The 25,197-nt window shown below is 70.7% G+C and carries 21 protein-coding genes; 12 read left to right on the forward strand and 9 right to left on the reverse strand.

Annotation, left to right across the window (positions count from 1 at the left end):
- Window positions 1-94 precede the first annotated feature (94 nt).
- Window positions 95-3,061, reverse strand: coding sequence for a leucine--tRNA ligase (leuS, locus tag INP57_RS00505; protein ID WP_200068013.1), 2,967 nt, complete (start codon window positions 3,059-3,061; stop codon window positions 95-97).
- Between the two features lie 129 nt (window positions 3,062-3,190).
- On the reverse strand, window positions 3,191-4,276 hold the full coding sequence (locus tag INP57_RS00510; RefSeq protein ID WP_200068014.1) for an esterase-like activity of phytase family protein: 1,086 nt from the start codon (window positions 4,274-4,276) through the stop codon (window positions 3,191-3,193).
- A 67-nt stretch (window positions 4,277-4,343) separates the two neighbouring features.
- Here INP57_RS00510 and INP57_RS00515 point away from each other — a divergent pair, with 67 nt between their 5' ends.
- Window positions 4,344-4,742 carry an SdpI family protein gene (locus INP57_RS00515; protein ID WP_307849826.1) on the forward strand — a complete coding sequence of 133 codons (399 nt, stop codon included), beginning with the start codon at window positions 4,344-4,346 and terminating at the stop codon, window positions 4,740-4,742.
- 6 nt (window positions 4,743-4,748) lie between these two features.
- On the opposite strand, the gene INP57_RS00520 is transcribed toward INP57_RS00515, so the two are convergent.
- Both INP57_RS00520 and INP57_RS00525 read right to left on the reverse strand, forming a co-directional pair.
- Window positions 4,749-5,321 carry a YqgE/AlgH family protein gene (locus tag INP57_RS00520; RefSeq protein ID WP_200068016.1) on the reverse strand — a complete coding sequence of 191 codons (573 nt, stop codon included), beginning with the start codon at window positions 5,319-5,321 and terminating at the stop codon, window positions 4,749-4,751.
- 219 nt (window positions 5,322-5,540) lie between these two features.
- A complete protein-coding gene (locus INP57_RS00525) occupies window positions 5,541-7,037 on the reverse strand; it encodes a CCA tRNA nucleotidyltransferase (protein WP_200068017.1) in 1,497 nt (498 codons plus the stop codon).
- Window positions 7,038-7,135: 98 nt separating this feature from the next.
- Between INP57_RS00525 and INP57_RS00530 the strand changes: the two genes are divergently transcribed.
- From INP57_RS00530 to INP57_RS00570, 9 genes are all read left to right on the forward strand, one after another.
- Entirely contained in the window at window positions 7,136-7,696 is a 561-nt protein-coding gene (locus tag INP57_RS00530; RefSeq protein ID WP_200068018.1) for an NUDIX hydrolase, read from the forward strand.
- Window positions 7,693-9,993 carry a DUF6049 family protein gene (locus INP57_RS00535; RefSeq protein ID WP_200068019.1) on the forward strand — a complete coding sequence of 767 codons (2,301 nt, stop codon included), beginning with the start codon at window positions 7,693-7,695 and terminating at the stop codon, window positions 9,991-9,993. The genes INP57_RS00530 and INP57_RS00535 overlap by 4 nt, the downstream gene beginning before the upstream one ends.
- A gap of 71 nt (window positions 9,994-10,064) precedes the next feature.
- A complete protein-coding gene (gene murJ / locus INP57_RS00540; protein ID WP_307849827.1) occupies window positions 10,065-11,984 on the forward strand; it encodes a murein biosynthesis integral membrane protein MurJ in 1,920 nt (639 codons plus the stop codon).
- Window positions 11,985-12,188: 204 nt separating this feature from the next.
- Window positions 12,189-13,739, forward strand: a complete 1,551-nt coding sequence (locus INP57_RS00545; RefSeq protein WP_200068020.1) for a protein kinase family protein — start codon at window positions 12,189-12,191, stop codon at window positions 13,737-13,739.
- A gap of 69 nt (window positions 13,740-13,808) precedes the next feature.
- A complete protein-coding gene (gene sigM / locus INP57_RS00550; protein ID WP_200068021.1) occupies window positions 13,809-14,417 on the forward strand; it encodes an RNA polymerase sigma factor SigM in 609 nt (202 codons plus the stop codon).
- Window positions 14,414-15,220, forward strand: coding sequence for an RsmA family anti-sigma factor (locus tag INP57_RS00555; RefSeq protein WP_200068022.1), 807 nt, complete (start codon window positions 14,414-14,416; stop codon window positions 15,218-15,220). The genes sigM and INP57_RS00555 overlap by 4 nt, the downstream gene beginning before the upstream one ends.
- Before the next feature lie 121 nt (window positions 15,221-15,341).
- On the forward strand, window positions 15,342-16,349 hold the full coding sequence (gene trxB / locus INP57_RS00560; protein WP_307849828.1) for a thioredoxin-disulfide reductase: 1,008 nt from the start codon (window positions 15,342-15,344) through the stop codon (window positions 16,347-16,349).
- 38 nt (window positions 16,350-16,387) lie between these two features.
- The gene (gene trxA / locus INP57_RS00565) at window positions 16,388-16,720 is read left to right on the forward strand and encodes a thioredoxin (protein ID WP_374220898.1); all 333 of its coding nucleotides are present in this window, start codon (window positions 16,388-16,390) and stop codon (window positions 16,718-16,720) included.
- A 247-nt stretch (window positions 16,721-16,967) separates the two neighbouring features.
- A complete protein-coding gene (locus INP57_RS00570; RefSeq protein ID WP_200068025.1) occupies window positions 16,968-18,125 on the forward strand; it encodes an N-acetylmuramoyl-L-alanine amidase in 1,158 nt (385 codons plus the stop codon).
- A 6-nt stretch (window positions 18,126-18,131) separates the two neighbouring features.
- Here the strand turns inward: INP57_RS00570 and INP57_RS00575 are convergent, their stop codons facing one another.
- Entirely contained in the window at window positions 18,132-18,752 is a 621-nt protein-coding gene (locus INP57_RS00575) for a GNAT family N-acetyltransferase (RefSeq protein WP_200068026.1), read from the reverse strand.
- 268 nt (window positions 18,753-19,020) lie between these two features.
- Here INP57_RS00575 and INP57_RS00580 point away from each other — a divergent pair, with 268 nt between their 5' ends.
- Both INP57_RS00580 and INP57_RS00585 read left to right on the forward strand, forming a co-directional pair.
- Entirely contained in the window at window positions 19,021-20,382 is a 1,362-nt protein-coding gene (locus INP57_RS00580) for an aminotransferase-like domain-containing protein (protein WP_200068027.1), read from the forward strand.
- Between the two features lie 82 nt (window positions 20,383-20,464).
- Entirely contained in the window at window positions 20,465-21,415 is a 951-nt protein-coding gene (locus tag INP57_RS00585; protein WP_200068028.1) for a D-alanine--D-alanine ligase family protein, read from the forward strand.
- Window positions 21,416-21,646: 231 nt separating this feature from the next.
- Here the strand turns inward: INP57_RS00585 and INP57_RS00590 are convergent, their stop codons facing one another.
- From INP57_RS00590 to INP57_RS00605, 4 genes are all read right to left on the reverse strand, one after another.
- Window positions 21,647-22,663, reverse strand: a complete 1,017-nt coding sequence (locus INP57_RS00590) for a ParB/RepB/Spo0J family partition protein (protein ID WP_200068029.1) — start codon at window positions 22,661-22,663, stop codon at window positions 21,647-21,649.
- Window positions 22,660-23,517, reverse strand: a complete 858-nt coding sequence (locus INP57_RS00595; RefSeq protein WP_295148279.1) for a ParA family protein — start codon at window positions 23,515-23,517, stop codon at window positions 22,660-22,662. Before INP57_RS00595 ends, INP57_RS00590 begins: the two co-directional genes overlap by 4 nt.
- Window positions 23,518-23,660: 143 nt before the next feature.
- Window positions 23,661-24,383 (reverse strand): 16S rRNA (guanine(527)-N(7))-methyltransferase RsmG, encoded by a 723-nt coding sequence (rsmG, locus tag INP57_RS00600; RefSeq protein WP_200068636.1) that lies wholly within the window; start codon window positions 24,381-24,383, stop codon window positions 23,661-23,663.
- Between the two features lie 255 nt (window positions 24,384-24,638).
- On the reverse strand, window positions 24,639-25,187 hold the full coding sequence (locus INP57_RS00605; protein ID WP_200068030.1) for a Jag family protein: 549 nt from the start codon (window positions 25,185-25,187) through the stop codon (window positions 24,639-24,641).
- Window positions 25,188-25,197: the final 10 nt, after the last annotated feature.

The following is a 25,197-nucleotide window of genomic DNA, read 5'->3' on the forward strand; positions in this document are numbered from 1 at the left end:
GACCTGCCTCGCCACCTCGGCCTACCCGTTCCGGAACCGGTGCGACGCGAAAACGGCCCGCTCGCGCGGAGCGGGCCGTTCGCCGCAGGGCGGCTCAGGCCACCACGTTGACCAGCTTGCCGGGCACGACGATGACCTTGCGCGGCTCGTTGCCCTCCAGCGCGGCCACCACCTTCTCGTCCGCCAGCGCCGCCGCACGCACCTCGTCCTGCTCGGCCGCTGCGGGCACGACCACCCGGGAGCGCACCTTGCCGTTGATCTGGATCGGGTACTCCGCGGTGTCCTCGACCAGGTACTCGGGATCCGCCACCGGGAACGGGCCGTGCGCCAGGCTGGTGTCGTGGCCCAGCCGCGCCCACAGCTCCTCGGCCAGGTGCGGGGTCAGCGGGGCGACCATCAGCACCAGCGGCTCGACGACCTGCCGCGGCGTGCGCTGCTGCGCCGAGTAGGTCTTGGTGACGCGGTTGTTCAGCTCGATCAGCTTCGCCACCGCGGTGTTGAACCGCAGCGCGTCCAAGTCCTCCCGGACACCCGCGATGGTCTTGTGCAGCGCACGCAGCATCTCTTCGTCCGGGCGCTCGTCGGCGACCCGCAGCTGCCCGGTGTGCTCGTCGATGACGTTGCGCCACAGCCGCTGCAGGAACCGTTGCGAGCCGACGACGTCCTTGGTCGCCCACGGACGCGAGGTGTCCAGCGGGCCCATCGCCATCTCGTAGAGCCGCAGCGTGTCCGCGCCGTAGCTGTCGGCCATCTCGTCCGGGGACACGGAGTTCTTCAGGCTCTTGCCCATCTTCCCGTACTCGCGGCGGACCGGTTCGCCGTGGAAGAAGTACTCGCCGCCGCTTTCCTCGACCTCCTCGGCGGGCACGTACACGCCGCGCGAGTCGGTGAAGGCGAACGCCTGGATGTAGCCCTGGTTGTACAGCCGCCGGTACGGCTCCTCCGAGCTCACGTAGCCCAGGTCGTACAGCACCTTGTGCCAGAACCGGGAGTACAGCAGGTGCAGCACCGCGTGCTCCACGCCGCCGACGTACAGGTCCAGCCCGCCCGGGTCGCTCGCGCCGTGCTGCTGCGGGCGCGGGCCCATCCAGTACCGCTCGTTGACCGGGTCGACGAACGCCTCGTCGTTGACCGGGTCGATGTAGCGCAGCTGGTACCAGCAGGAACCGGCCCACTGCGGCATCACGTTGGTGTCCCGGCTGTAGTGCTTGAGCCCGTCGCCCAGGTCCAGCTCGACCTCGGCCCAGTCGGTGGCCTTGGCCAGCGGCGGCTCCGGGCGGCTGTCGGCGTCCTCCGGGTCGAAGGTGCGCGGCGAGTAGTCCGCGACCTCCGGCAGCACCACCGGCAGTTCGCCGTCCGGCACGCCCAGCGGCACGCCGTCTTCGTCGTAGACGATCGGGAACGGCTCGCCCCAGTAGCGCTGCCGCGCGAACAGCCAGTCGCGCAGCTTGTACTCCACGGTCCCCGCGCCGTGCCCGCGCTGCTCGAGCCACTCGGTGACGGTGCTCTTGGCGTCCTCCAGGCCCAGCCCGTTCAGGTCCAGACCGGCTTGCGGATTCGCGGAGTTGATCCGCGGCCCGTCACCGGTGTAGGCGCCGCCCGGGTGCTCGGCGGAGGGCTGCACGGTGCGCACCACCGGCAGCTCGAAGACGTGCGCGAAGTCCCAGTCGCGGAGGTCCTCACCGGGCACCGCCATGATCGCGCCGGTGCCGTAGCCCATCAGCACGTAGTCCGCCACGAACACCGGGATCTGGGCGCCGTTGACCGGGTTCGTCGCCCACGCACCGGTGAACACGCCGGTCTTGTCCTTGTTCTCCTGGCGGTCCAGGTCGGACTTCATCGAAGCGGTGCGCCGGTAGTCGGCGACCGCTTCGGCGGGCGTCGCCGCGCCGCCGGTCCACACCTCGTGGGTGCCCGCGGGCCACTCGGTGGTGGTCAGCTCGTCGACCAGCGGGTGCTCCGGGGCCAGCACCAGGTAGGTCACGCCGAACAACGTGTCCGGGCGGGTGGTGAACACCTGCACCTCGCCCGCGGAACCGTCCAGCCGGAAGGTCACGTTCGCGCCGTGCGAGCGGCCGATCCAGTTCCGCTGCATGCTCTTGACCTTGTCCGGCCAGTCCAGCCGGTCCAGGTCGTCGACCAGGCGGTCGGCGTAAGCGGTGATCCGCATCATCCACTGCTTCAGATTGCGGCGGAACACCGGGAAGTTGCCGCGCTCGGTCAGGCCGTCCGCGGTGACCTCCTCGTTCGCCACGACGGTGCCCAGACCGGGCGCCCAGTTCACCGGGGCCTCGGACAGGTAGGCCAGCCGGTAGGTGTCGATCAGCCGGCGCTGCTCGGTGCGGGACAGCTCGGTCCACGCCCTGCCGTCCGGGGTGGCGCGCTCACCGGCGGCGAACTGCTCCTCCAGCTCGGCGATCGGCCGCGCCCGGCCGCGGCCGCCGTCGGCGGCGGTGTCGTACCAGGCGTTGAAGATCTGCAGGAAGATCCACTGCGTCCACTTGTAGAACTCGATGTCGGTGGTGGCGATCCGCCTGCGCTCGTCGTGGCCCAGCCCCAGCCTGCGGATCTGGTTGAGGTACCGCTCGATGTTCTGCTCGGTCGTGGTGCGCGGGTGCGTGCCGGTCTGCGCCGCGTACTGCTCGGCGGGCAGCCCGAAGGCGTCGAAACCCATCGTGTGCAGCACGTTGCGGCCCAGCATCCGGTGGAAGCGGGCGTAGACGTCGGTGCCGATGAAGCCCAGCGGATGTCCGACGTGCAGCCCGGAGCCCGACGGGTACGGGAACATGTCCTGGATGAACAGCTTCTCGGCGGATTCCGGGTCGCCGCCTGCCGGGTCGTCGGCCGATTCGGCGCGCAGCTTGCCGACCGGGTTCGGGGCGTGGAAGGTGCCGAGCTCCTCCCAGCGCCGCTGCCAGCGCTGTTCGACCTCGGCCGCGATCTCCGCCGTGTAGCGGAACCGGGGCGCCTCCTCACTCCCGTTCGGGCCCCCCGTCGCCGGGCCTCCCGTCACCGGGGTCTCCGTCGGCTCGCCCGTCACGCCTGCTGCCTGGCCGCTCATCGCCTGTGCTTCCTTCCCTGCTCATCACGCGGATCGCACACCCCTAGTGTGCCGCCCGCCGCCAACGCGTTTCCCGCAGGCCCGCCCGGGGCGCCGGCGGGCGGGCTGATCGTCGGCGACGACCCGGCCTCACCGCACGGCGAGCGCGATCAGCTGGGTCGTCTGGGCTGGGGAGAAATTGTTGTCGCTGACCAGGGCCAGGGTGTGTTCGCCGGTGGGCAGGCGCGGTCCCCAGGCGAGCCCTTCGACGTTGTCCACGGTGCTGAGCCCGAGGCCGGAGAGGTCCGCGAGCAGCCGCTTGCGCATCGGCGCGACCTCGGTGCCGCGCAAGGAGCCGAGGTGCCGCACGTCGGTCGCTCCGCGCGGATCCGCCTCGTAGACGCGGACCGAGTTGCCCGCGCCCGGCACGTAGGCGCGCTCCAGCACCAGCAATCGGGACGGGTCGCGCTCGTCGGCGAGGATCGACGCGATCCCGTTGTCACCGCCGCCCCGGGCGAAGACCGGGTCGACGGGGTAGGCGTGCTGCGCCGACACCCGGCCTGCCCGGTCCTGCACGGTGACCCGGCTGAGCGCGCCGCGTTCCGGATCCGGTGGTTCGCCGTCCTGCAGCAGCGTCGACTCCACCGCGCTGATCAGCAGCGATCCGCCGGCGGCGAAGGTCAGCGACTCCAGCGACTCGTTGTCCCGCGGACCGCTGCCGGGGCGCATCGCCAGGTTCGGCGGCAGCGGGAGCTCGCCGCGGAACCCGCCGTCGGGCGCCGCCGAACGGATCGACGGGTCGGCCGGCCGGTCGCGATCACCTTCGGCGGTCCACCGCAGCTCGTGCGACCGCGGATCGAAGCGGACCTCCTCCGGATCGACCGCGTCCTCCGGATACGGCTTCCCGTCCGGACGCAGCAGCGGATGCGTGCCGGTGAGCCGCCAGTCGCCGAGCCCGTCCGCCCGCACGTCGATCTGCGCGGTGTAGGTGCGGGAAGGCTGGTGCTGCGAGCGATCATCGCTGATGAACACCCACTGCCCGGAACGGGCGTCGTAGTCCAGCCCGGACAATCCGCCCACGGTGGTGTTCTGGAACGTCGTGCCCCAAGGCAACGTCCGCTCGCCGAGCACGCGCACGCCCTCCGGCGGGGTCGTCGGCTGCGCGCAGGCGGAGGAGAGCAGCCCGGCAGCGAGGGCGACGGCAATACGGGCTGCGGGCGAGCGTGCTGCGATCATGTGACCCAGTGAACCCCAGCCGGGTAGCGCGCGGATGACCCGCGAGCGGCCGCCGTACGCTGGGCCGGTGATAGCTGTGCAGGTGATCTTGTCCGCGCTGCTCGTGGTGCTCGGGGCGGCGCTGTTGTTCATCGGCTGGCGCGGGCTGCGCAGCCAGCTCCCGCCGAACCGCTACGTCGGGGTTCGCACGCCGGCGACGCTGCGCAGCGAGGAAGCCTTCGAGCTCGGCAACCGGGCGGCGGCGCCCGCGATGCTGGCAGGCGGCGCGATCGCAGTGCTCGCCGGAGTTTCGGAGCCGCTGCTGGGCACGATGTTCAGCGCCGTGCTGGTCGCCGTGCTGGGCATCGCGGGCGCGTTCGCGCTCATGGTGATCGGCGGAGTGTTCGGCGACCGGGCCGCGGAAGCCCTGCCCGAACCGGTCGCGGCCGGCGGCTGCACCGGCTGCCCCGGTGGCTGCTGCGGCTGAGCGGGGTCAGTTCAGCTTCACATCGCCAGGGTGCGTGGCCAGGAACGACACCGGAGTGCGCTGCCGCCGCAGCACCCGGCCCCACAGGTCCGCGCCGGGTGCGGCGATGACGTCGTCCGGCAGCGCGGGCACCACGAGCCAGTCACCGCGTTCGATCTCACCGGCGAGCTGGCGCGCCTCCCACCCCGCGTAGCCGGCGAAGAACCGCAGCCCGCGGGTGCGCGGGACCAGCTGCTCCGGATCTCCGTCGAGGTCGACCAGGCCGACCGGGCCGCGCACGCCGACCACGCCGCCGAGAGTCCCGACGTCCTCGCCGGTGCGCAGGGCGGCCAGGCAGATCGCCGTGCGCTGTTCCACCGGTCCGCCGACGAACAGCGACTGCGGTTCGCTGGCGTGCGGTGCCCAATGCGGCAGCACGTCGCTGATCGCCACCTCGCTGGGCCGGTTCAGGATGACGCCGAGGGTGCCTTCGCCGCGGTGGTGGATCACGTACACCACCGAGCGGCGGAAGTTCTCATCGAGTAGCTGCGGAGCAGCCACCAGCAGCGTCCCCGGCTCCACCTCCGCGTCAGATTCCACCTCCGCATGATCGCAGAGGTGGCCGGTTCGCGGCGCGTCCGTCTCCCGACGAATGCGGTTGGCCGCAGTCGATGGTCAGCCTTCGCTGCTGATTGTTCACCGAAACGCCTGAGTATTTGCACTTCAGTAATATTATGAAGCTTTGACCTGCGATGATCAGAGCAGGGAAACTGGGGGAGAAGCCGGAACCCGTACAGCGCGAGACCGCGCACCGACGGATCAGCTCTCGCCGGGAACCTCGATGCCCTGGTCGGCCGCCCACCGGTACAGCTCGGCGACGGCCTCCGCGCGATCCACCGGACCGCGGTCGAGCCGGACGTCCTTCAGGTGCTTCCACGCCTTGCCGACGATCGGGCCCGGCGGGACGCCGAGCAGCCGCATGATCTCGTTGCCGTCCAGGTCCGGCCGGACCTTCGCCAGGTCCTCCTCGGCGGCGATCCGGGCGATCCGCTCCTCGAGGTCGTCGTAGGAGCGCTGCAGCGCGTTGGCCTTGCGCCGGTTGCGGGTGGTGCAGTCCGCGCGCACCAGCTTGTGCAGCCGCGGCAGCAAGTGCCCGGCGTCGGTGACGTAGCGGCGCACCGCGGAGTCCGTCCAGTTCCCCTCGCCGTAACCGTGGAACCGCAGGTGCAGGTACACCAGGTCGGACACGTCGTGCACGATCTCCTTGGAGTAGCGCAGCGCGCGCAGCCGCTTGCGCGTCATCTTCGCGCCGACCACCTCGTGGTGGTGGAAGCTCACCCCGCCGCCCGGCTCGAACCGCCGCGTGTCCGGCTTGCCGATGTCGTGCAGCAGCGCCGCCAGCCGCAGCACCAGGTCCGGCTCGCCGTCCGGGTCGGCGGCCCGCTCCAGGTCGATCGCCTGCTGCAGGACCACCAGCGAGTGCTCGTAGACGTCCTTGTGCTGGTGGTGCTCGTCGATCTCCAGCCGCATCGCGGGCACCTCGGGCAGGACGTGCTCGGCCAGCCCGGTGTGCACCAGCAGCTGCACGCCCTCGCGCGGGTACCGGCCGCACAGCAGCTTCGACAGCTCCGCCTGCACCCGCTCCGGAGTGATCCGGGCGATCTGCTCCGCCATGCCGCGCATCGCCTCGACCACCCGCGGCGCGGGCTCGAAACCGAGCTGGGCGGCGAACCGCGCGGCCCGCAGCATCCGCAGCGGGTCGTCGGCGAACGACTCCTGCGGAGTCGCAGGCGTGTCCAGCCGGCGCCGCGCCACGTCCTCCAGACCGCCGTGCAGGTCGACGAACTCGCGCGAACCCAGCTCGATCGCCATGGCGTTCACGGTGAAGTCGCGGCGCAGCACGTCGCCCTCGATGGAGTCGCCGAAGTCGACCTGCGGGTTCCGGCTCACCCGGTCGTAGCTGTCCGCGCGGAACGTGGTGATCTCCACGGTGGTGCCGCGCTTGTAGGCGCCGAGGGTGCCGAAGTCGATCCCGGTGTCCCAGACGGTCTCCGCCCAGCCGTCCAGCAGCTCGCGGACCCGGTCCGGGCGTGCCTCGGTGGTGAAGTCCAGGTCGGTGCCCAGCCGCCCGAGCAGCGCGTCGCGCACGCTGCCGCCCACCAGGTACAGGCGGTGGCCCGCGGCGGCGAACCGGTCGGCCAGTTCCTGCGCGACCGGGGCCACCTTCACGAGCTCGACCACGGCGTTGCGTTGCGCCTCCCGCTCACGGGAGCGCAGGTCGGTCTCGTCGGAGGCGTCACGGGTCGAAGGGGCCACGACACGAGGGTATCGGCTGCTCAACCGGTGATCAGCAGGCGGCGGCAGGCCGCGCTACGAGGCCCGGACCCGCAGCTGATCGCATTACCATCGGCGCCATGCCCCCGTCGCCCCACCGCTCCGGCGGTCCGCAGCCGGGGCGTCGCAACCGGCGCCGCCGCAAGCGGCTGCGGACCGTGGACGAGACCTCGGCCGGGGGGCTGGTGGTCGACGACGCCGAACGCCTCGCTGCGATCATCGGGCGGACCGACCGCAGGGGACGACTGCTGTGGTCGCTGCCGAAGGGCCACATCGAGCCTGGTGAGAGGCCGGAACAGACCGCGGTGCGCGAGGTCGCGGAAGAGACCGGGATCATCGGACGGGTGACGGTGGCGATCGGCACGATCGACTACTGGTTCGTCGCTGGCAACCGGCGGGTGCACAAGACGGTGCACCACTTCCTGCTGGATGCGGTCGGCGGAGAGCTTTCCGACGAAGACGTGGAGGTCACCGAGGTGGCTTGGGTGCCGCTAGGTGAACTGGACGGCGTGCTGGCCTACGCCGACGAACGGCGGCTGGTGCGGCACGCGGTCGCGCTGCTGGACGGGGCCGACCCGGGCGGCGCGCCAAGGCCGGGGACCGGGAACCGGCCGCGGAGCACGGGAACGGAGCCGGGTTGAGGTGTCTGGTAGCCGTCGTGGTGGCGGTCCTGCTGATCGGCGGGATCCCGATCACCTCGGCAGGCACGGCGAATGCGCAGGACTCGTCGCTGGCCCAGCTCGAAGTGACCAAGGTCACTCCGTCGGTGGTATCCGGACCGGGCGAAGTGACGATCAGCGGGCGGCTGACCAACACCTCCGGCCGCACTCTGCACGACATCGAGGCCCGCGTGCAGCGCGGCGCCCCGACCTCCACCGTTCCGGCCACCCAGGACGCGGTGCGCGGAAACGCCTCGACCGTCACGGGCCCCGAGTTCCAACCGCAGGTGGGCAGCCTCGCGCCGGGGCAGCAGGCGCCGTTCGAGCTGCGCATCCCGATCAACGGCGGTCCGCAGTCGCTGCAGATCGACCAGCCCGGGACGTTCCCGCTGCTGGTCAACGTCAACGGCAAACCCGACGACGGCGGCCGGGCGCGGGTCGGTGAGGCGAGCTTCCTGCTGCCGGTGCTCAACACGCCCGGCGCGCCGCCCGCGAAACCTCCGCAGCCCACGCCGATGACGATGCTGGTGCCGATCGTCGACTACCCGCGGATGCAGCGGGAGGGCACCCAGGGGCAGCGTCCGGTGCTCGCCGACGACTCGCTGGCCAGTTCGCTCACCCCTGGCGGCCGGCTCTACGACCTCGTGCAGTCCGTGGTGGAAAACGCAGGACCGGGGTCCCCGCTGGGCAACGGCCTGTGCTTCGCCGTCGACCCGGACCTGCTGGCGACGGTGAACGCCATGCAGGGCGGTTACCAGGTGCGCCAGCCCGACGGCGGGCTCATCGAAGGCACCGGGGCGGCGTCGGCGCAGCTGTGGATGAACAAGTTGCGGCAGGCCACCGAAGGCCGTTGCGTGATCTCGCTGCCCTACGCCGACTCCGACGTGGTGGCGCTGGGCCGGGCCGGGCTGCCGGACCTGATCCAGGGCGCGCTGGACGGCGCGCTGGTCGTGCGCCAGACGCTGCGCCAGGAACCGCAGCGCAACGTGCTGTGGCCGATCGAAGGCGCGCTCGACGAGCCCGCCGCCAGCGAACTCAGCCGCTTCGGCATCGACACGATGCTCATGGAGCCCTCGTCGCTGTCCACGCCCGATGGCTCGCTGGAGCCGGTGCGGCTGCGCGCCAAAGGCTCACCGACCGCGGTGCCGGTCGACCCGCTGCTGTCCGAAGCGCTGGACCCGCTGCACGGCACGCCGCAGGAGTCGACCGCGCTGTCCCCGCCGGACAGCGGGGCGTTGAGCGCGCAGAACGCGCTCGGTGCGATGGCGTTCCGCGCGACCGGCGGCTACCAGGACGGGGCGACTTCGGTGCTGGCGCCGCCACGTCGCTGGAACCTCAGCGGCTCGGACCTGCGTTCGCTGCTGCAGGGCATGGAACAGCTCACCGGCGCCGGGTACGTGCGACCGACCGGGTTGCCGCAGGACGGCGGGCAGGCGCAGCAGGCCGCCACGCCGCCTCCCGAAGCGCGGTTGGCCTACCCGCCGGAACACGCGGGGGAGGAGATCCCGCAGCCGGTGCTGGACCAGCTCGCGCGGCAGAACTACAAGGTCGGCGACCTGTTCCGCTCCAGCAGCCGGGACCCCGCGGCCAACCTGGAACCGGCCGCGCTGACGAACCCGCTGCGCAACGGGCTGCTGCGCGGGGCTTCCAGCGCGTGGCGCGGTGATCCGGACACCGCCCGGCACTGGGTCCGGGTCGCCTCGGACACGCTGGGCGGGGTGCTCTCGCGGGTCCGGCTGGACGAGTTCTCCGGGAAGATCACGCTGACCGCCTCGAACGCGCCGATTCCGATGACGGTCACCAACGACCTGCCGGTGACGGTCTCGGTGGTGCTGCGCATCCCCGACACGGCCGGGATCAAGACGAAGGACCTCGGCGTGATCCGGGTGCCCGCGCAGGGCCGCAGGCACTTCCGGCTGGAGACCGAGGTGCACCGGGCGGGCCAGTTCACCGTCGACGTGGACGTGACCACCGAGTCCGGCACCGAACTCGGGCCCGCGAAGCGGCTGCAGCTGCAGTCCTACGCCTACGACCCGTTCACCGTGGGATTCACCGCGATCGCCAGCGCGCTGCTGGTCGTGCTCTCGGCCCGGCGGATCCTGCGCCGGTTGCGCGCCCGCCGGGGCAGGCAGGGCGAGCAGCCGCACTCGGACTCCGAGTCGACCGCGCCGAACCCGGTCGTCCGGGACGATCCCGCGGCCGAAACCATGCCCGGCGTGACCGGCCCGCCGCCCGCTGGGCCCGGCAACACCACCGAAAGTGACCGCGACCGGGGCTGACATCCTGGTCCAGGCCACACGCCGGGGTGACATGCTGCTGCGGCGCAGGCGGCGAGTGAAGGGCGCGAGAGGTGAACCGAGACAGCGACGCGCAGACGCGGCGGAACGTGCCCGGTCCGGGCCAGCCGCCGCCGGGGCGTGGCGCCGACGCCGAATCGACCCGGCCGATCCCGCGCGTGCCCGCGAACCCGCCGCAGCCGCGCCCCGCGCACCCGTCGCAGCCACGCCCCGCTCAGCCGCAGCCGCCCGGACCCGTGCCGCACAGCGGCGCTCGCCAGCCGGGATGGCACGCCGCCGACACCCAGCCGATCCCGGCGGTGCTGCCCGAGCCGGGGCTGGACCAGGCCGCCGAGCGCGCCGACGAGCAGACCCAAGTGCTGCGCACGACCTCCTCCGGCGGCAAGAAGTCGCTGCTGCGCGCGAGCGGCTCGATGGCCGTCGCGACGCTGATCAGCCGGATCACCGGCTTCGGCTGGAAGCTGCTGCTAGCGCTGGTGATCGGGTTCGGGGTGAAGAACGACTCGTTCACCGTCGCCAACAACCTGCCCAACAGCGTCTTCGAGTTCCTCATCGGCGGCGTGCTGACCAGCGTGATCGTGCCGGTGCTGGTGCGGGCGCAGAAGTCGGACTCCGACGGCGGTGAGGCCTACATCCAGCGGCTGCTGACGATGTCGGTCGCGCTGCTGGTGGTCGGCACCGTGGTCGCCGTCGTGGCCGCACCCGGCTTGGTGTGGCTCTACGTGCGCGACGGGGGCAAGGCCAGCCCGGAACTGGCCACCGCGCTCGCCTACCTGCTGCTGCCGCAGATCCTCTTCTACGGGATCAGCGCGCTGGTGAGCGCGATCCTGCAGGCGAAGCAGATCTTCAGCCCACCGGCGTGGGCACCGGTCGTGAACAACCTCGTGGTGATCACCACGATCTTCGTGTTCTGGGCGATCCCCGGCGAACTCACGATCAACCCGGTGCGGATGACCAACGTGCACCTGCTGGTGCTGGGGATCGGCGTGACCCTCGGCGTGGCGGCGCAGGCGTTCATCCAGGTGCCCGCGCTGCGCCGCACCGGCTTCCGGTTCCGCTGGCGCTGGGGCTGGGACTCGCGGCTCAACGAGTTCGGCGGGCTGGCGCTGTGGATGCTGGCCTACGTGGGGATCAGCCAGGTCGGGCTCATGGTGATGAGCGGCGTCGGCACCCGCGCCGTCGTGTGGTCGATGTACAACTACGTGTGGATGCTGCTGCAGCTGCCCTACGGCGTCATCGGCTTCTCCGTGATGACCGCCATCCTGCCGCGGATGAGCGCGGCGGCAGCCGACCACGACTACCCGCGCCTGGTCTCGGATCTCTCGCTGGGCAACCGGCTGTCCACCGTCGCGCTGCTGCCGATCAGCGGGATCATGAGCGCCATCGGCTTGCCGCTGGCGCTGGCGCTGTTCTCGATCGGCAAGAGCAGCGGGGACGCCGACCAGATCGGCATCGCGCTGGCGGTCTCGGCGTTCGGCGTGCTGCCGTACGCGCTCACCATGCTGCAGATGCGGGTGTTCTACGCGCTCAAGGACGCCCGCACGCCCACCTTGATCATGGTGGTGATGACCGTCGTCAAGGTCGTGCTCACCTTGCTGTGCGGTGCGATCGAAGACCCGCAGATGGTGCTGTACGCGCTGGTGTTCATCAACTCGTTCGGCTTCGTCGTCGGCTGGCTGGTGGGCGAGGTGTGGCTGCGGCACCGGCTCGGCCCGCTCGACGGACGGCGGTTCGCCGCCACCCTCGGCAAGACCTTCGCGGCTTCGGTGCTGGGCGCGCTGGTGACCTGGCTGGTCGTGCTCGGCGTCGACGGCGTGGTCCCCGGAGCGGCGGGCGCCGGTACCGGCTGGCTGCAACTCCTGCTCGGGTCGGTGCTCGGGTTCGCGGCCACCTTCGGGCTGATGACGCTGTTCCGGGTGAGCGAGATCGAACCAGCCGTCGCCCGGGTCACCGCGATGGTCCGCCGCGGCTGATGTCCGCGGATCGGTGCTCCAGCGGCCCGTTGCGCTGCCGCACTGCTCCGGCTGCGGGAACCGCGGCGTGCGATCGGGCGGCGCACCGATCTGCTGCGTCGTAGTTGCCGTGAGCGTCACGTACCCTCGATCCGGAAGTCTTCTCCCGTGGGGAGGGGGTGGCCAGTGCCCCCCGGCTGGAGCGGGAGGAGCGGGAGAGGGAAGGTGAGCAGCAAACCGACCAGGCAAGCAATGCCGGAACACGACGCGGTCGAGGGCTCGGCGGAGAACGCGGAGCAAGCGCTGACCCCCGGAGCGGTGCTCGACCACGGCCGATACCGCCTGCTGGCGAAGGTCGGCTCGGACCCGCGGTGCGACGCGGAGCTATGGCGGGCCAAGGACGGTGTGCTCGGGCGCGACGTCGCGCTGACGATCCTGACCGGGGACCGCTCGGACTCGCAGTCGGCGTCCAGCGCGCGGCGCACGCTGGAGCGGGCGATGCACGCCAGCACCTTCAACCACGTCGGCGTCGCGCGAGTGCTGGACGTCGTCACGCCGGCGCCCGGTGATCCGGACGGCGTGCTCGGTGTGGTCATCGCCGAATGGACCCACGGCACCGACCTGCTGGACCTGGTCTCCGAGGGACCGCTGCCGCCCGGCACGGCCGCGCGGCTGCTGCAACCGCTGGCCGCCGCCGTCGAGGCGGCGCACCACGCAGGTCTGGTCCTCGGTGCGGATCATCCGCAGCGCATCCGGGTGACGCCGGAGGGCGAGGTCCGGATGGCGTTCCCCGGCCCGCTTTCAGCGGCCAGTTCCACCGACGACGTGCGCGGGCTGGGTGCCGCGCTGTACCTGCTGCTGACCGGCCGATGGGCGCTGGACGGGGCTCCGGAGGGCCTTGCGCTGGCCCCGACCGGCCCGGACGGCACCGTCGTCGCGCCGCGCACGCTGCGCCCGACCGTGCCGCTGGAGCTGTCCACGGTCGCGCTGCGCGCGCTCGGCAGCCAGGACGGCAACGGCACCACCGGCGGCGTCCGCACGGGCGCCGCGGTGCTCCGGGTGCTGGAGCAGCACGCCACGTTCGACGGCCCGACCTCGGTGGTGCAGCAGCCGCCGACCAGCGGCGACACCCACGAGGTGTGGAGCACCCAGGACCCGAAGCCGGACAAGGTCAAGCGCAAGAAGCTCGCGATCAGCGTGGGCGCGCTGGCGGTGGCCACCCTGCTGGTCATCGGCTGGATCGCGGCCAACCTGATCGGCATCTTCGCGGGCGGCGACCAGGCCGAAGGCCCCTCGAAGACGCTGGGGGAGCCGGACCAGCAGGCCCGTCCGGTACCGGTGCAGGTCACCGGCGGCACGCCGATCATCAAGGAGCAGACGCCGGACAGCCCGGACAAGATCCCGAACCTCTACGACGGCGATCCGTCGACCTCGTGGGCCACCGACTCCTACAACGACCAGTTCGGCAGCGGGTTCAAGTCGGGCACCGGGACGCTGCTGACGCTGCAGCGGCCGACGAGCGTGCGCGAAGTCGTGATCGATTCGCCCAGCGCGGGCACCGTGGTGGAGGTCCGCGCGGCGAACGGGCCGAACCCGAACGTGGACGCCAGTCCGCTGCTCGGCCAGCAGACGCTCAACGCGGGCCAGACGACGATCCCGATCGCCCAGGGCCAGCCGACGCAGAACCTGATCGTGTGGGTCAAGCAGCTCGCCCCGTCCGGCGGCAAGTACCAGTCCCGGATCAACGAGATCACGGTGCAGGGCACCGCGTCCTGACCGGCCGCGGTCACCGGTGCGCAGCGGGCGTACCGGTGGCCGAGATCACGGTCAGTAGAGTGCTGATCCGTGTCTGCCCCCGCCAGATCGGACGCCGACCTCATCGCGGCGCACACCAGTGGCGATCCGGATGCGTTCGCCGAACTCTTCCGCCGGCACCGCGACCGGTTGTGGGCGGTCGCGCTGCGCACCATGCGCGACCAGGAGGACGCGGCGGACGCGTTGCAGGACGCGATGATCTCAGCGTTCCGCAACGCCGCATCGTTCCGCGCGGAATCCCAGGTCACCACGTGGTTGCACCGGATCGTGGTGAACGCCTGCCTGGACCGGATCCGGCGCAGGCAAGCCCGGCCGACGGTGCCCTTACCGGAGGCCGGGCCCGCTGAACCGGCGGCTCCGCGGGACGCGATCGCGGAGCAGGACACCCGGATGGCCGTGCAGGACGCGCTGGGCGAGCTGCCGGAGGAGCAACGCGCGGCGATCGTGCTCGTTGACGTCGAGGGCCGTTCGGTGACCGAAGCGGCCGCCATGCTCGGCGTCGCCGAAGGCACCGTGAAGAGCCGGTGCGCCCGCGGGCGAGTCCGGTTGGCGAAACTTCTGGGGCACCTCCGGAACCCGAGTGCGGATGCGAACGTCCCAGATGACGCCAGCGACAAGCGTCGACGGGAGGGACGATGAGCGGCGAACAACGGCGCCCGGACGCGCCGCGGAGCGGCCCTCCGTGGTCTCCCGAGCTGGTGGCCGAGCTGCACGCGGGGATGCTGGATCAGGCCACGGTCGACGAGCTGCTGCCGCGCATCGAGGCCGACCCGGAAGCCCGCGAGCTGCTCGCCGCGCTGGAAGCGACCACGTCCGATCTCGCGGCGCTGCCCGACGTGACCATGCCCGGCGATGTTGCTGCCCGGCTGGACACCGCCCTCGACGAGGAGATCCGGACCAGATCCGCCCAGCAGGGTGCACCGCAGCCGCCGACCGCGGACGGAGCCGCTCCGGATCCGCACGGCGGACAGGTCGTGGACTTCGCCGCCGCCCGCAGCCGCCGGCGCAGGCGGTACGGCCGCAGCGCCGCGATGGTGACCGCGGCGGCCGCGGTCACCGGCGTCGTCGTGCTCGCCTCCACGCTGTTCGGTGCCGGTGGCGGACAGCAGGCCGCGAACGCGCCCGAACCCGCGCAGGGGCCGCCGCCGCTGGCCCTCAGCGGTGACCGGCCCACGCTCGCGCCCGACCAGCTCGGCGAAGTGCTCGGAACCAAGCGCTACGGCGCGCTGACCGACCCGGGCCGGTTGCTCGGCTGCCTGCAAGCCAACGGCGTGCGCAGCGGAAACCCGCTCGGCGCCCGGGAAGTGACGATCAACGGCGAACCCGCGCAGCTGCTCGTGCTGCAAGGCGGCGGGATCGGCCGCTTCCGGCTGCTGGTGGTCGGCCCGGAGTGCGGACCGGACCGCCCCGCGACGATCTCCGACAGCACCCTGGGAAGCTGAGCGGGGTCCGGCCCGTCACGGCGCGGCGGATTCGGGAACACACCTGCCTAGGATCGCGTTGACCCGGATGCGCTCGCGCTTCGGAGCACGGCGGGCAGCACGCGACAACGGAAGGGGCGCGGTGACTGGCGACGTCCGCAACCTCATCATCGTGGGCTCCGGCCCCGCTGGGTACACCGCTGCGGTGTATGCCGCGCGGGCGGAGCTGCAGCCACTGATCTTCGAGGGCACGCAGTTCGGTGGGGCGCTCATGACCACCACCGACGTGGAGAACTACCCCGGTTTCCGGGACGGCATCATGGGTCCCGAACTCATGGAGCAGATGCGCGAGCAGGCCAAGCGCTTCGGCGGGGAGCTGCGCACCGAGGACGTGGAGAGCATCGACCTCGAAGGCGATGTGAAGACGGTCGTCGCGAACGGGGTGGAGTACCGCGCGAAGGCGATCGTGCTCGCGATGGGCGCCGCCGCCCGCTACCTCGGCGTACCGGGCGAGGAGAAGCTGCTCGGGCACGGGGTCTCGGCCTGCGCGACCTGCGACGGCTTCTTCTTCCGCGAGCAGCACATCGCCGTGATCGGCGGCGGTGACTCGGCGATGGAGGAGGCCACGTTCCTCACCAAGTTCGCCGACACGGTCACGATCATCCACCGGCGCGACGAGTTCCGCGCGTCCAAGATCATGCTGGAGCGGGCCAAGGCCAACGAGAAGATCCGCTGGCGCACCAACGCCGCGGTCGACGAGGTCCTCGGCGACACCGCCGTGACCGGCCTGAAGCTGCGCGACACGGTCAGCGGCGAGGAATCCGAGCTGGACGTCACCGGCATGTTCGTGGCGATCGGGCACGACCCGCGCAGCGAGCTCGTCCGGGACCAGCTGCAGCTCGACGAAGAGGGCTACGTGGCCGTCCAGCAGCCCACCACGCACACCGGCATCCCCGGGGTGTTCGCCGCGGGCGATCTGGTCGACCGGACCTACCGGCAGGCCGTCACCGCGGCCGGCTCCGGCTGCTCCGCGGCGATGGACGCCGAACGCTGGCTGGCCGAGCAGGAGGTCTCCGGCGCGGCCCACGTCGCGCCCGAACACGCAGGCGGTGGCTACGCGCCGACCTCCGAAACCGCCGCCGCGCGCTGACCAGCGCACGACGACCCGACGACACACGCACGAGGGAGATGAACATGGCCGGCAACACCGTGACCGTCGACGCCAACTCGTTCAAGTCCGACGTACTGGGCAGCGACAAGCCCGTACTGGTCGACTTCTGGGCGACCTGGTGCGGCCCCTGCAAGATGGTCGCCCCGGTGCTGGAGGAGATCGCCGACGAGAACCCGGACAAGATCACCGTGGCGAAGCTGGACATCGACCAGAACCCGTCGGTCGCCCGCGACTACCAGGTGATGAGCGTGCCCACGCTGCTGCTGTTCAAGGACGGCGAGCCGGTCAAGCAGATCGTCGGCGCGAAGCCGAAGGCGGCGCTGCTGTCCGACCTGGAGGACTACCTGTGATCCGTTCCTGACCGGGACGTTTCCTCGTTCGCCGACCCCGCTGAGCTCCGGCTCGGCGGGGTCGGCGTCGTTCGCACCGACTGCGTCGGCCTGTGCGCGGGCCGCAGCGCCGGTGCGAGTCGGGCAAGGCACAATGAACTGATTGGGTTCGCATCTGAACTCGTTTTCCACCAAAAGTGGATATCGGGGGAGAACGACCGTCCTTCGCGCCGGCTCCGCACCGGCGCCTGAATCGAGCGAGGAGTGCATGCAGCTGCTCCACCGCGGTGACGTCGGTCCGGCCGTTGCCGAGATCAGGAACACCCTTGCTGCGCTGGGTCTGCTTCCCGCCCCCGAAGGTGCGGCCGCCCCCGGGCCCGCGACTTTCGACGCAGCGGTGGAACACGCGGTGCACGTCTTCCAGCAGCGCCGCGGCCTGATCACCGACGGCGTCGTCGGCCCCGCCACCTACCGCGCGCTGACCGATGCGCGCTGGCAGCTCGGCGACCGCTCGCTGGCCTACCTGGTGTCCAAACCGGTCAGCGGGGACGACGTGTTCGCGCTGCAGGAACGGCTGCTCGAGCTCGGTTTCGACGCGGGGCGCCCGGACGGCATCTTCGGCTGGCAGACCGAGCACGCGCTGCGCAGCTTCCAGCGCGACTACGGGCTCAACTCGGACGGCATCTGCGGCCCGGGAACGCTGCGCGCGCTCAAGCAACTCGCCCCCAAGGTGCGCGGCGGACGCCCCGTCTACCTGCGCGAACAAGAGAAGGTCCGGCGTTCCGGCCCGCTGCTGCGCGGTAAGCGGATCGTGCTCGACCCGGGGCACGGCGGCACCGACCGCGGTGTGACGGTCGGCGGCGTCAGCGAGGCCGATCTCGCCTGGGACCTGGTGCGCCGCCTCGAAGGCCGGATGGTGGCCACCGGGATGGAAGCGTTGATCTCCCGCGGCCCGCACGCCTGCCCGCCCGAAGCCGATCGCGCCGACTTCGCCAACCAGGCCGGCGCGGACCTGTTCGTGTCGCTGCACATGGACGCGAACTCCGCGCCCGCCGCGCAGGGCGTGGCCAGCTTCCACTTCGGCACCGGCAACGGCACGACCTCCACGGTCGGGGAGGCGCTGGGCGGTTTCATCCAGCGGGAGATCGCCGCTCGCACCGGCATGCTGGACGGCCGGCTGCACCCGAAGACCTGGGAAGTCCTGCGGCTGACCCGGATGCCCGCAGTGCGCACCGAGATCGGCTACCTCACCAACGCCGAGGACCGGCGGCGGCTGCTCGACCCGGCGTTCCGGGACGTCATCGCGGAGGGACTGCTGGTGGCGGTGAAGCGGCTCTACCTGCTCGGGCAGGACGACCAGCCGACGGGGACGTTCACCTTCGACGACCTGCTCCGGCACGAACTCGCCCGCGCCGAAGGCGCCTGAGCGCCCTCAACCGAGCGCGGGCTCCGCGGTCCGCACCGATACCGTGCCGAGCAGGCGTTCCAGCGCTGCCTCCACGTCTTCCTTCCACGAGATCGCGGTGCGCAGCTCCAGCCGCAGCCGCGGCCACTTCGGGTGCTGCTGGACCGTCTTGAAGCCGACCTGCTGCAGGAACCCGGCCGGGATCACGCATCCACCGGCGTCCTCGTGCAGGTCACCGAAGGCTTCGATCGCACGCACACCGCGCCGGGTGAGGTCCTTGGCGACGTTCTGCACCAGCACCCGTCCGAGTCCGCCGTGCTCGAAATCGCCGACGACCCGCAGCGCCGTCAGCAGCACCGCGTCCGCGCTGATCGGCCCGCTCGGAAAGGCGGCCGCGCGCGGTACCACCGCGGGCGGCGCGTAGAGCGCGTACCCGGCGGGAACGTTGTCGATGTAGAGGACGCGGCCGCAGGATCCCCAGTCGAGCAGTACGTTCGAGACCCACGCTTCCTTCTCGAACTCGGTCTCACCGAACTCCTCCGCCTGCTCCCGGATGTGCGGAGCCAGCTCCCAGAACACGCAGCGTCGGCACGTCCGAGGCAGGTGGTCGAGGTTGTCCAGCGTGACGCCCACAACGCGTCGCGACACCTGACCTCCTGCGAAACCCGCGAGAACCCGCGCTCAGGCAGGTGGGGACGTGGTCAGGATATGCCGCCACGACCGGCCGCCGGAAGTTCCCCACCCTTCCCAGCGTCCCCCGCACTGGTGAGATGGGTTACCGTCGATCCGGTTTCAGCGAGGCGCCCGTTACACGAACGGTCCCCGGGCGCGATAGCACAGATAGAATCGCGCGACCGTCGCCTAGCGGTAACAGGAGACGAGCTCCCCAGCGCACACCCGAACCCCGGAGCGCGGAATGTCCGACCACGGCAGCACCCCGAACGATCCTCAGCCGGAGCAGCGAACGGAAGCCGCCCCGCAGCAGGCAGGCACGGCGCGCAACCTCGACGCGCACCGCGACCGGTACGCCGCGCGCACCGCGGGCATGACCGCGTCCGAGATCCGCGCACTGTTCGCCGTGGCCAGCCGCCCCGAGGTCGTCTCGCTCGCCGGGGGGATGCCGAACCTCGCCGCGCTCCCGCTGGACTCGCTGGCCTCCGAGGTCGGCCGGTTGATCGCGGATGACGGCCAGGCCGCCTTGCAGTACGGCTCCGCGCACGGCGTGCCGGAACTGCGCGAGCAGATCTGCGAGATCATGGCGCTGGAGGGCGTCTCCGGGCACCCGGACGACGTCATGGTCACGGTCGGATCCCAGATGGCGCTGGACATGGTCACCAGGCTGTTCTGCGACCCCGGGGACGTGGTCCTCGCCGAGGGCCCCTCCTACGTCGGCGCGCTCGGCTCCTTCGCCGCGTACGAGGCGAAAGTCGTGCACGTGGCGATGGACGACGACGGGCTGCAGCCAGAGGCGCTGCGGCACGCCATCGCCGAAGTCACCAGTCGCGGGGAGCGGATCAAGTTCCTCTACACGATCCCGAACTTCCACAACCCCGGTGGCGTGACGCTCGCCGTGCAGCGCCGCGCCGAGATCCTGGAGATCTGCAGGCAGCACGACATCCTGGTGCTGGAGGACAACCCGTACGGGCTGCTCGGGTTCAGCGGGCAGACCTACCCGGCGCTGCGCAGCTTGGACCCGGAGAACGTGGTCTACCTCGGTTCGTTCTCCAAGACCTTCGCTTCCGGCCTGCGGGTCGGCTGGGTGCTGGCCCCGCACGCGGTGCGCGAGAAACTCGTGCTGGCCGCCGAATCGGCGACGTTGTGCCCGCCCACGCTGAACCAGATGATCGTCTCGCGGTACCTGAGCACGCACGATTGGGAAGGCCAGATCAAAACGTTCCGCGAGCAGTACCGCGAGCGCCGCGATGCGATGCTCGGCGCGCTGGAGCAGCACATGCCTGATGGCTGTTCCTGGACCAAGCCGGACGGCGGCTTCTACGTGTGGCTGACCGCGCCGGAAGGCGTTGACACGAAGGCGATGCTGCCGCGGGCGGTCACCCAGCGGGTGGCCTACGCCTCCGGTACCGGCTTCTACGCCGACTCGCTCGGCGGCAGGCAGATGCGGCTGTCCTACTGCTTCCCGACGCCGGAACGAATCCGGGAAGGCGTCCGCAGGCTGGCGAACACGCTCACCGAAGAGCGGGAGCTCGTGCAGACCTTCGGCACGGTTCCGCAGCGGGAGGTCTCCGGCCCCGAAGCTCCGTCGCCGGACACCGCGTAACCTCGTTCCGGCCGCACGATCCGATCGGTCCACTGCGCACCTCGTGCGCAGTGGACGCTTACTTTCAGGGGTGTTTCGACTAGTGTCCGATCGTTGGGTCGCCGTGCTCTCCGGTGGGCTTTCGCACGAGCGTGAGGTTTCGCTGCGTTCGGGGCGACGCCTGTCCACCGCGCTGCGCTCGGTCGGGATGACCGTGGGGGAGTGGGACGCCGATTCCCGCCTGGTCGCACGCGTCCAGGACGAGCGGCCGGATGCCGTGGTGATCGCCCTGCACGGTGGCGAAGGTGAGAACGGCGCCGTGCAGTCGGTGCTGGACATGCTCGGCGTGCCGTACGTGGGCACCGACCCGCGCGCGTGCCGCCGCGCCTGGGACAAGCCGACCGCCAAGGCCGAACTCGCCCGCGCCGGGTTGAGCACTCCGGACTGGGTCGTGCTTCCGCACGCCACCTTCCGCGAGCTCGGCGCGCAGTCCGTGTTGGACGCGCTGGTCGCGAAGCTGGGTCTGCCGCTGATGCTCAAGCCGGACCAGGGTGGTTCGGCACTCGGCGCGCGGGTCGTCCGCGAGGCATCGGAGCTGCCGTCGGCGATGGTCGGTGCGCTTTCGTACGGGGACACCGTGCTGGTCGAGCAGTTCGTCGAAGGCGTCGAGGTGGCGATCGGCGTCGTGGACACCGCGGACGGACCGGAAGCGCTGCCTGCGGTACGGATCGAGACCACCGACGGGGTCTACGACTACACCGCGCGCTACACCGCCGGACTCGCGAGCTACGAGGCGCCGGCCGATCTGGATCCGGAAGTAGCTGCGCGGGCAGGGGAGTTGGCGGTGTCCGCGCACAAGCTGCTCGGGCTGCGCGACGTCTCCCGCACCGACGCGATCATCGACCGGGATGGCACGGTCCACTTCCTCGAGGTGAACGTCTCGCCCGGGCTGACCGAGACCTCGCTGCTGCCGATGGCCGTCGAGGCCGCGGGGCACTCGCTCGGGAACGTGTTCGCCGATCTGGTCGAGAAGGCGATCAACCGCGCGAGCTGATCGGTTTCACGTGAAACCACGATCGGCGCTCGGCCGAGCTTCACCTCGCCGCCCGGCGAACCCTTCGCCGCGCCGCCTGCTGATCCCGATCGACCGGATCACCGAAGATCCGGTCGATCCACGTTCCATCAGCAACGGACACTCGGGGAGTCGCGAACCCGGCGAACCTCTGCACAGAAGCGGACATTCAGCGCTAATTTCCTAACGTCACCGTGACGGAAGACCCGCGAGTCATCCTTCATCGATCTCGCGGGTCTGCGAACCGCCATCGGGCAACAACAGCGCCGCCAGCCGCTCCAAGTCACCGACCGACCCGAACTCGATCACGATCCGGCCCTTCCGCTTGCCCAGATCCACCTTGACCTTCGTGTCGAAGTGATCGGAGAGCTTGTCCGCGAGCCCCTCCAAGCCGGGGGCCTGCAGCTGCTTGCGCGCGGTCGACTGCTGCTTCGCGGGGGACTCGCCCTTCTTCAGCGTGACCGCCTCTTCGGTCGCGCGAACCGACAGGCCCTCCGCGATGATCCGGGACGCCAGCTCCTCCTGGCCCTCCGGCTCGTCCAACGTGAGCAACGCCCGCGCGTGTCCCGCGGACAGCACACCGGCCGCGACCCGGCGCTGCACCGGCATGGGGAGCCGCAGCAAGCGGATCGTGTTCGTGATGACCGGGCGGCTCCGGCCGATCCGATCCGCCAGCTCGTCGTGCGTCACGTCGAACTCCTCCAGCAGCTGCTGGTACGCCGACGCTTCCTCCAACGGATTCAGCTGCACCCGGTGGATGTTCTCCAGCAACGCATCGCGCAGCAGTGCGTCGTCCTGGGTCTCCCGGACGATCGCCGGAAGCACTTCGAGGCCGGCTCGCTGCGAAGCCCGCCAGCGACGTTCGCCCATGATGAGCTCGAACTGCCCGGACTCCACCTGGCGCACGACGATCGGCTGCATCAGGCCGAACTCGCGGATCGAGTGCTGCAGCTCGCTCAGCGCCTCTTCGTCGAAGACCTGGCGTGGCTGCCGCGGGTTCGGCGTGATCGCGGAGGTCGGGATCTCCCGGTAAACCGCACCGGCGACGGACCCGCTCTCGGTTTCACGTGAAACCGGCTCCGGGACGTCCGGCTCGTCGGCGGGGGAGGAGGGTGCACTGAATCCGGCTCCCCGGACGGTTACCCCGTCCGGCGAACCGTCCTCTGCGGGCGGACCGCTCGGGATGAGCGCGGCCAGCCCACGACCCAGTCCACCCTTGCGTTCGGTCATGCCGTCTTCCTCTCCACACCTCGTTCGGCGATCTCCTTCGCCGCATCCAGGTAACTCATCGACCCCCGTGAACCAGGATCGTAGGTCAGCACCGTCCTACCGAATCCGGGCGCCTCCGAGATCTTCACGCTGCGCGGGATGACCGTTCGCAGGGTCAGGTCCCCGAAGTGACCGCGTACCTCGTTGGTCACCTGATCCGCCAGCTTGGTCCGGCCGTCGTACATCGTCAGCACGATCGTCGAGACCCAGAGCGCGGGGTTCAGGTGCGCCTGCACCAGTTCGATGTTGCGGAGCAACTGGCCGAGGCCCTCCAGCGCGTAGTACTCGCACTGGATCGGAATCAGCACCTCGTGGGCTGCCACCATCGCGTTCACCGTGAGCAGGCCCAGCGACGGCGGGCAGTCGATGAGCACGTAGTCCGGTGCCACCTGATCCACCGCATCCGACTTAAGCGCTTCCTTCAGCCTGCCCTCGCGGGCGACCATGGTCACCAACTCGATTTCCGAGCCGGCCAGATCGATCGTCGCCGGGATGCAGTACAGGTTCGGCGACTCGGCGCTTTGCGCCGCCGCGTCCGCAACGCTGATCTCCCCGAGCAGCACCTCGTACACCGAAGGAACACCGGACCGGTGGTCCACGCCCAACGCGGTGCTGGCGTTCCCCTGCGGGTCGAGGTCGATCACGAGGACCTTGAGTCCTTGCAGGGCGAGCGCGGCTGCCAGGTTCACCGTGCTGGTCGTCTTGCCGACACCGCCCTTCTGATTGGCGACCGTCAGGATTCGACGCCGATCCGGCTGCGGAAGCTGCATCGTCTCCGGGTGCAGCACCCGCGTCGCCCGCTCGGCCTCCTCCATGATCGGAGTCCAGCCCACACCGTCCGCGGAGAAGTTGGAGTTCACCGACTGCTCGTTCTCTCCGCCGCCGGCCGGGAAGCGCATACCGCCCACAGCGCGCCCCTTGGTTTCACGTGAAACACGCTCCGCTCCGTTCGACTCCGTCACCGTCCACGATCCTTCCTCGCTCGACGACCACCGTCACGACGCCGACCGGGCGTCTTCTGAGGCCGCGCCTCGCTCACCCGGTCCACGACCACGACGGTCGTCGGCACATCGAGCACTTCGTAACCACACGACACCAATTCACAGCGACCGCCACCGGCCGCACGGATCGCCTCCGCGTCACGGTCCAGTTCTTCCGCCGCAGTAGATCCCTTCAACGCGAGCAACCGACCGCCCGGACGCAATAAGGGGAGGCACCACGCCGCGAGCCGAGCCATCGGCGCCACCGCCCGAGCGGTCACGGCATCACAACCGGCGAGGTGCTCCCGCGCCGAAGCTTCCTCCGCGCGCCCGCGGACCACCTCGACGGCGAGGTCCAGTTCCGTGACGACTTCCCGCAACCACGCCACCCGTCGAGCCATCGGTTCCAGCAGAACCAACTCGACGTCGGGACGAGCGATCGCCAGCGGGATCCCCGGCAACCCTGCTCCTGAGCCTACGTCGACAACCCGGGATTCCGGTGTCAGCAACTCCGCGAGTACCGCGGAGTTCAGCAGATGGCGTTCCCAGATTCGGCTCACCTCCCGCGGGCCGATCAGCCCGCGTCGCACTCCCTGCTCGGTGAGCATCGCGGTGAACCGCTCGGCTGTTGGCAGGCGATCACCGAACACCGCTCGCGCGGCTTCCGGAACCGGAGTCGGATCACCTTCTGCTGCGGCCACAGTCTTCCACCCTGTTGTCGTTGTTTCACGTGAAACGGTCCGCAATTCGACGAACCGGTACGGAGTTGTTTCCCGCGAGGCGCGGATCCGCTGCCGCACGCGGAACGTGGCGCGGCCGGAGCAGCCGGCGCGCGGATCTACGTCATCATCTCAGCTCGAAGTCGGTCTTGCTCCCGCACCTCGTTTCACGTGAAACACAAAAGCCCCGCGGCCCATCGGGACCGCGGGGCTGGGAACGCCGGGGGAGGGGAGAGGTCAGCTCGACTTGTAGACGACGACCTTCCGGCTCGGCTCCTCACCTTCGCTCTCGCTGTGCACGCCGTCGACGCTCGCGACCGCATCGTGAATGATCTTCCGCTCGAACGGCGTCATCGGACGGAGCCTGGTTTCCTCGCCGGTCTCCAGCACGGTCTTCGCCGTGTCCTTGCCGAGCGTGCTGAGCTCGTCGCGACGACCGGCCCGCCAGCCGCTGACGTCCAACATCAGCCTGCTGCGGACACCGCTGTTCTGCTGCACGGCCAGCCGGGTCAATTCCTGGAGCGCCTCGAGGACCTGGCCGCGCGAGCCGACCAGCTTCTCCAGATCGCTGCCGCCATCGATGCTCACCACCGCGCGGCCGGCTTCGACATCCAGGTCGATGTCCCCGTCGTAGTCGAGCAGGTCCAGCAGCCGCTCCAAGTAGTCCCCGGCGACGTCGCCCTCCTGGACGAGCAGCGTTTCGGTGTTGCTCCGCTCTTGGCCGGCTTCCAGCGGCTCTTCCGCGGACTGTCCCGCCTCCGTCGGCTCCTGCACGGTTTCAGACACTGGGTCTCCT

Origin of the sequence: Saccharopolyspora galaxeae (assembly GCF_016526145.1) — a bacterium.
GTDB classification, from domain to species: domain Bacteria; phylum Actinomycetota; class Actinomycetes; order Mycobacteriales; family Pseudonocardiaceae; genus Saccharopolyspora_C; species Saccharopolyspora_C galaxeae.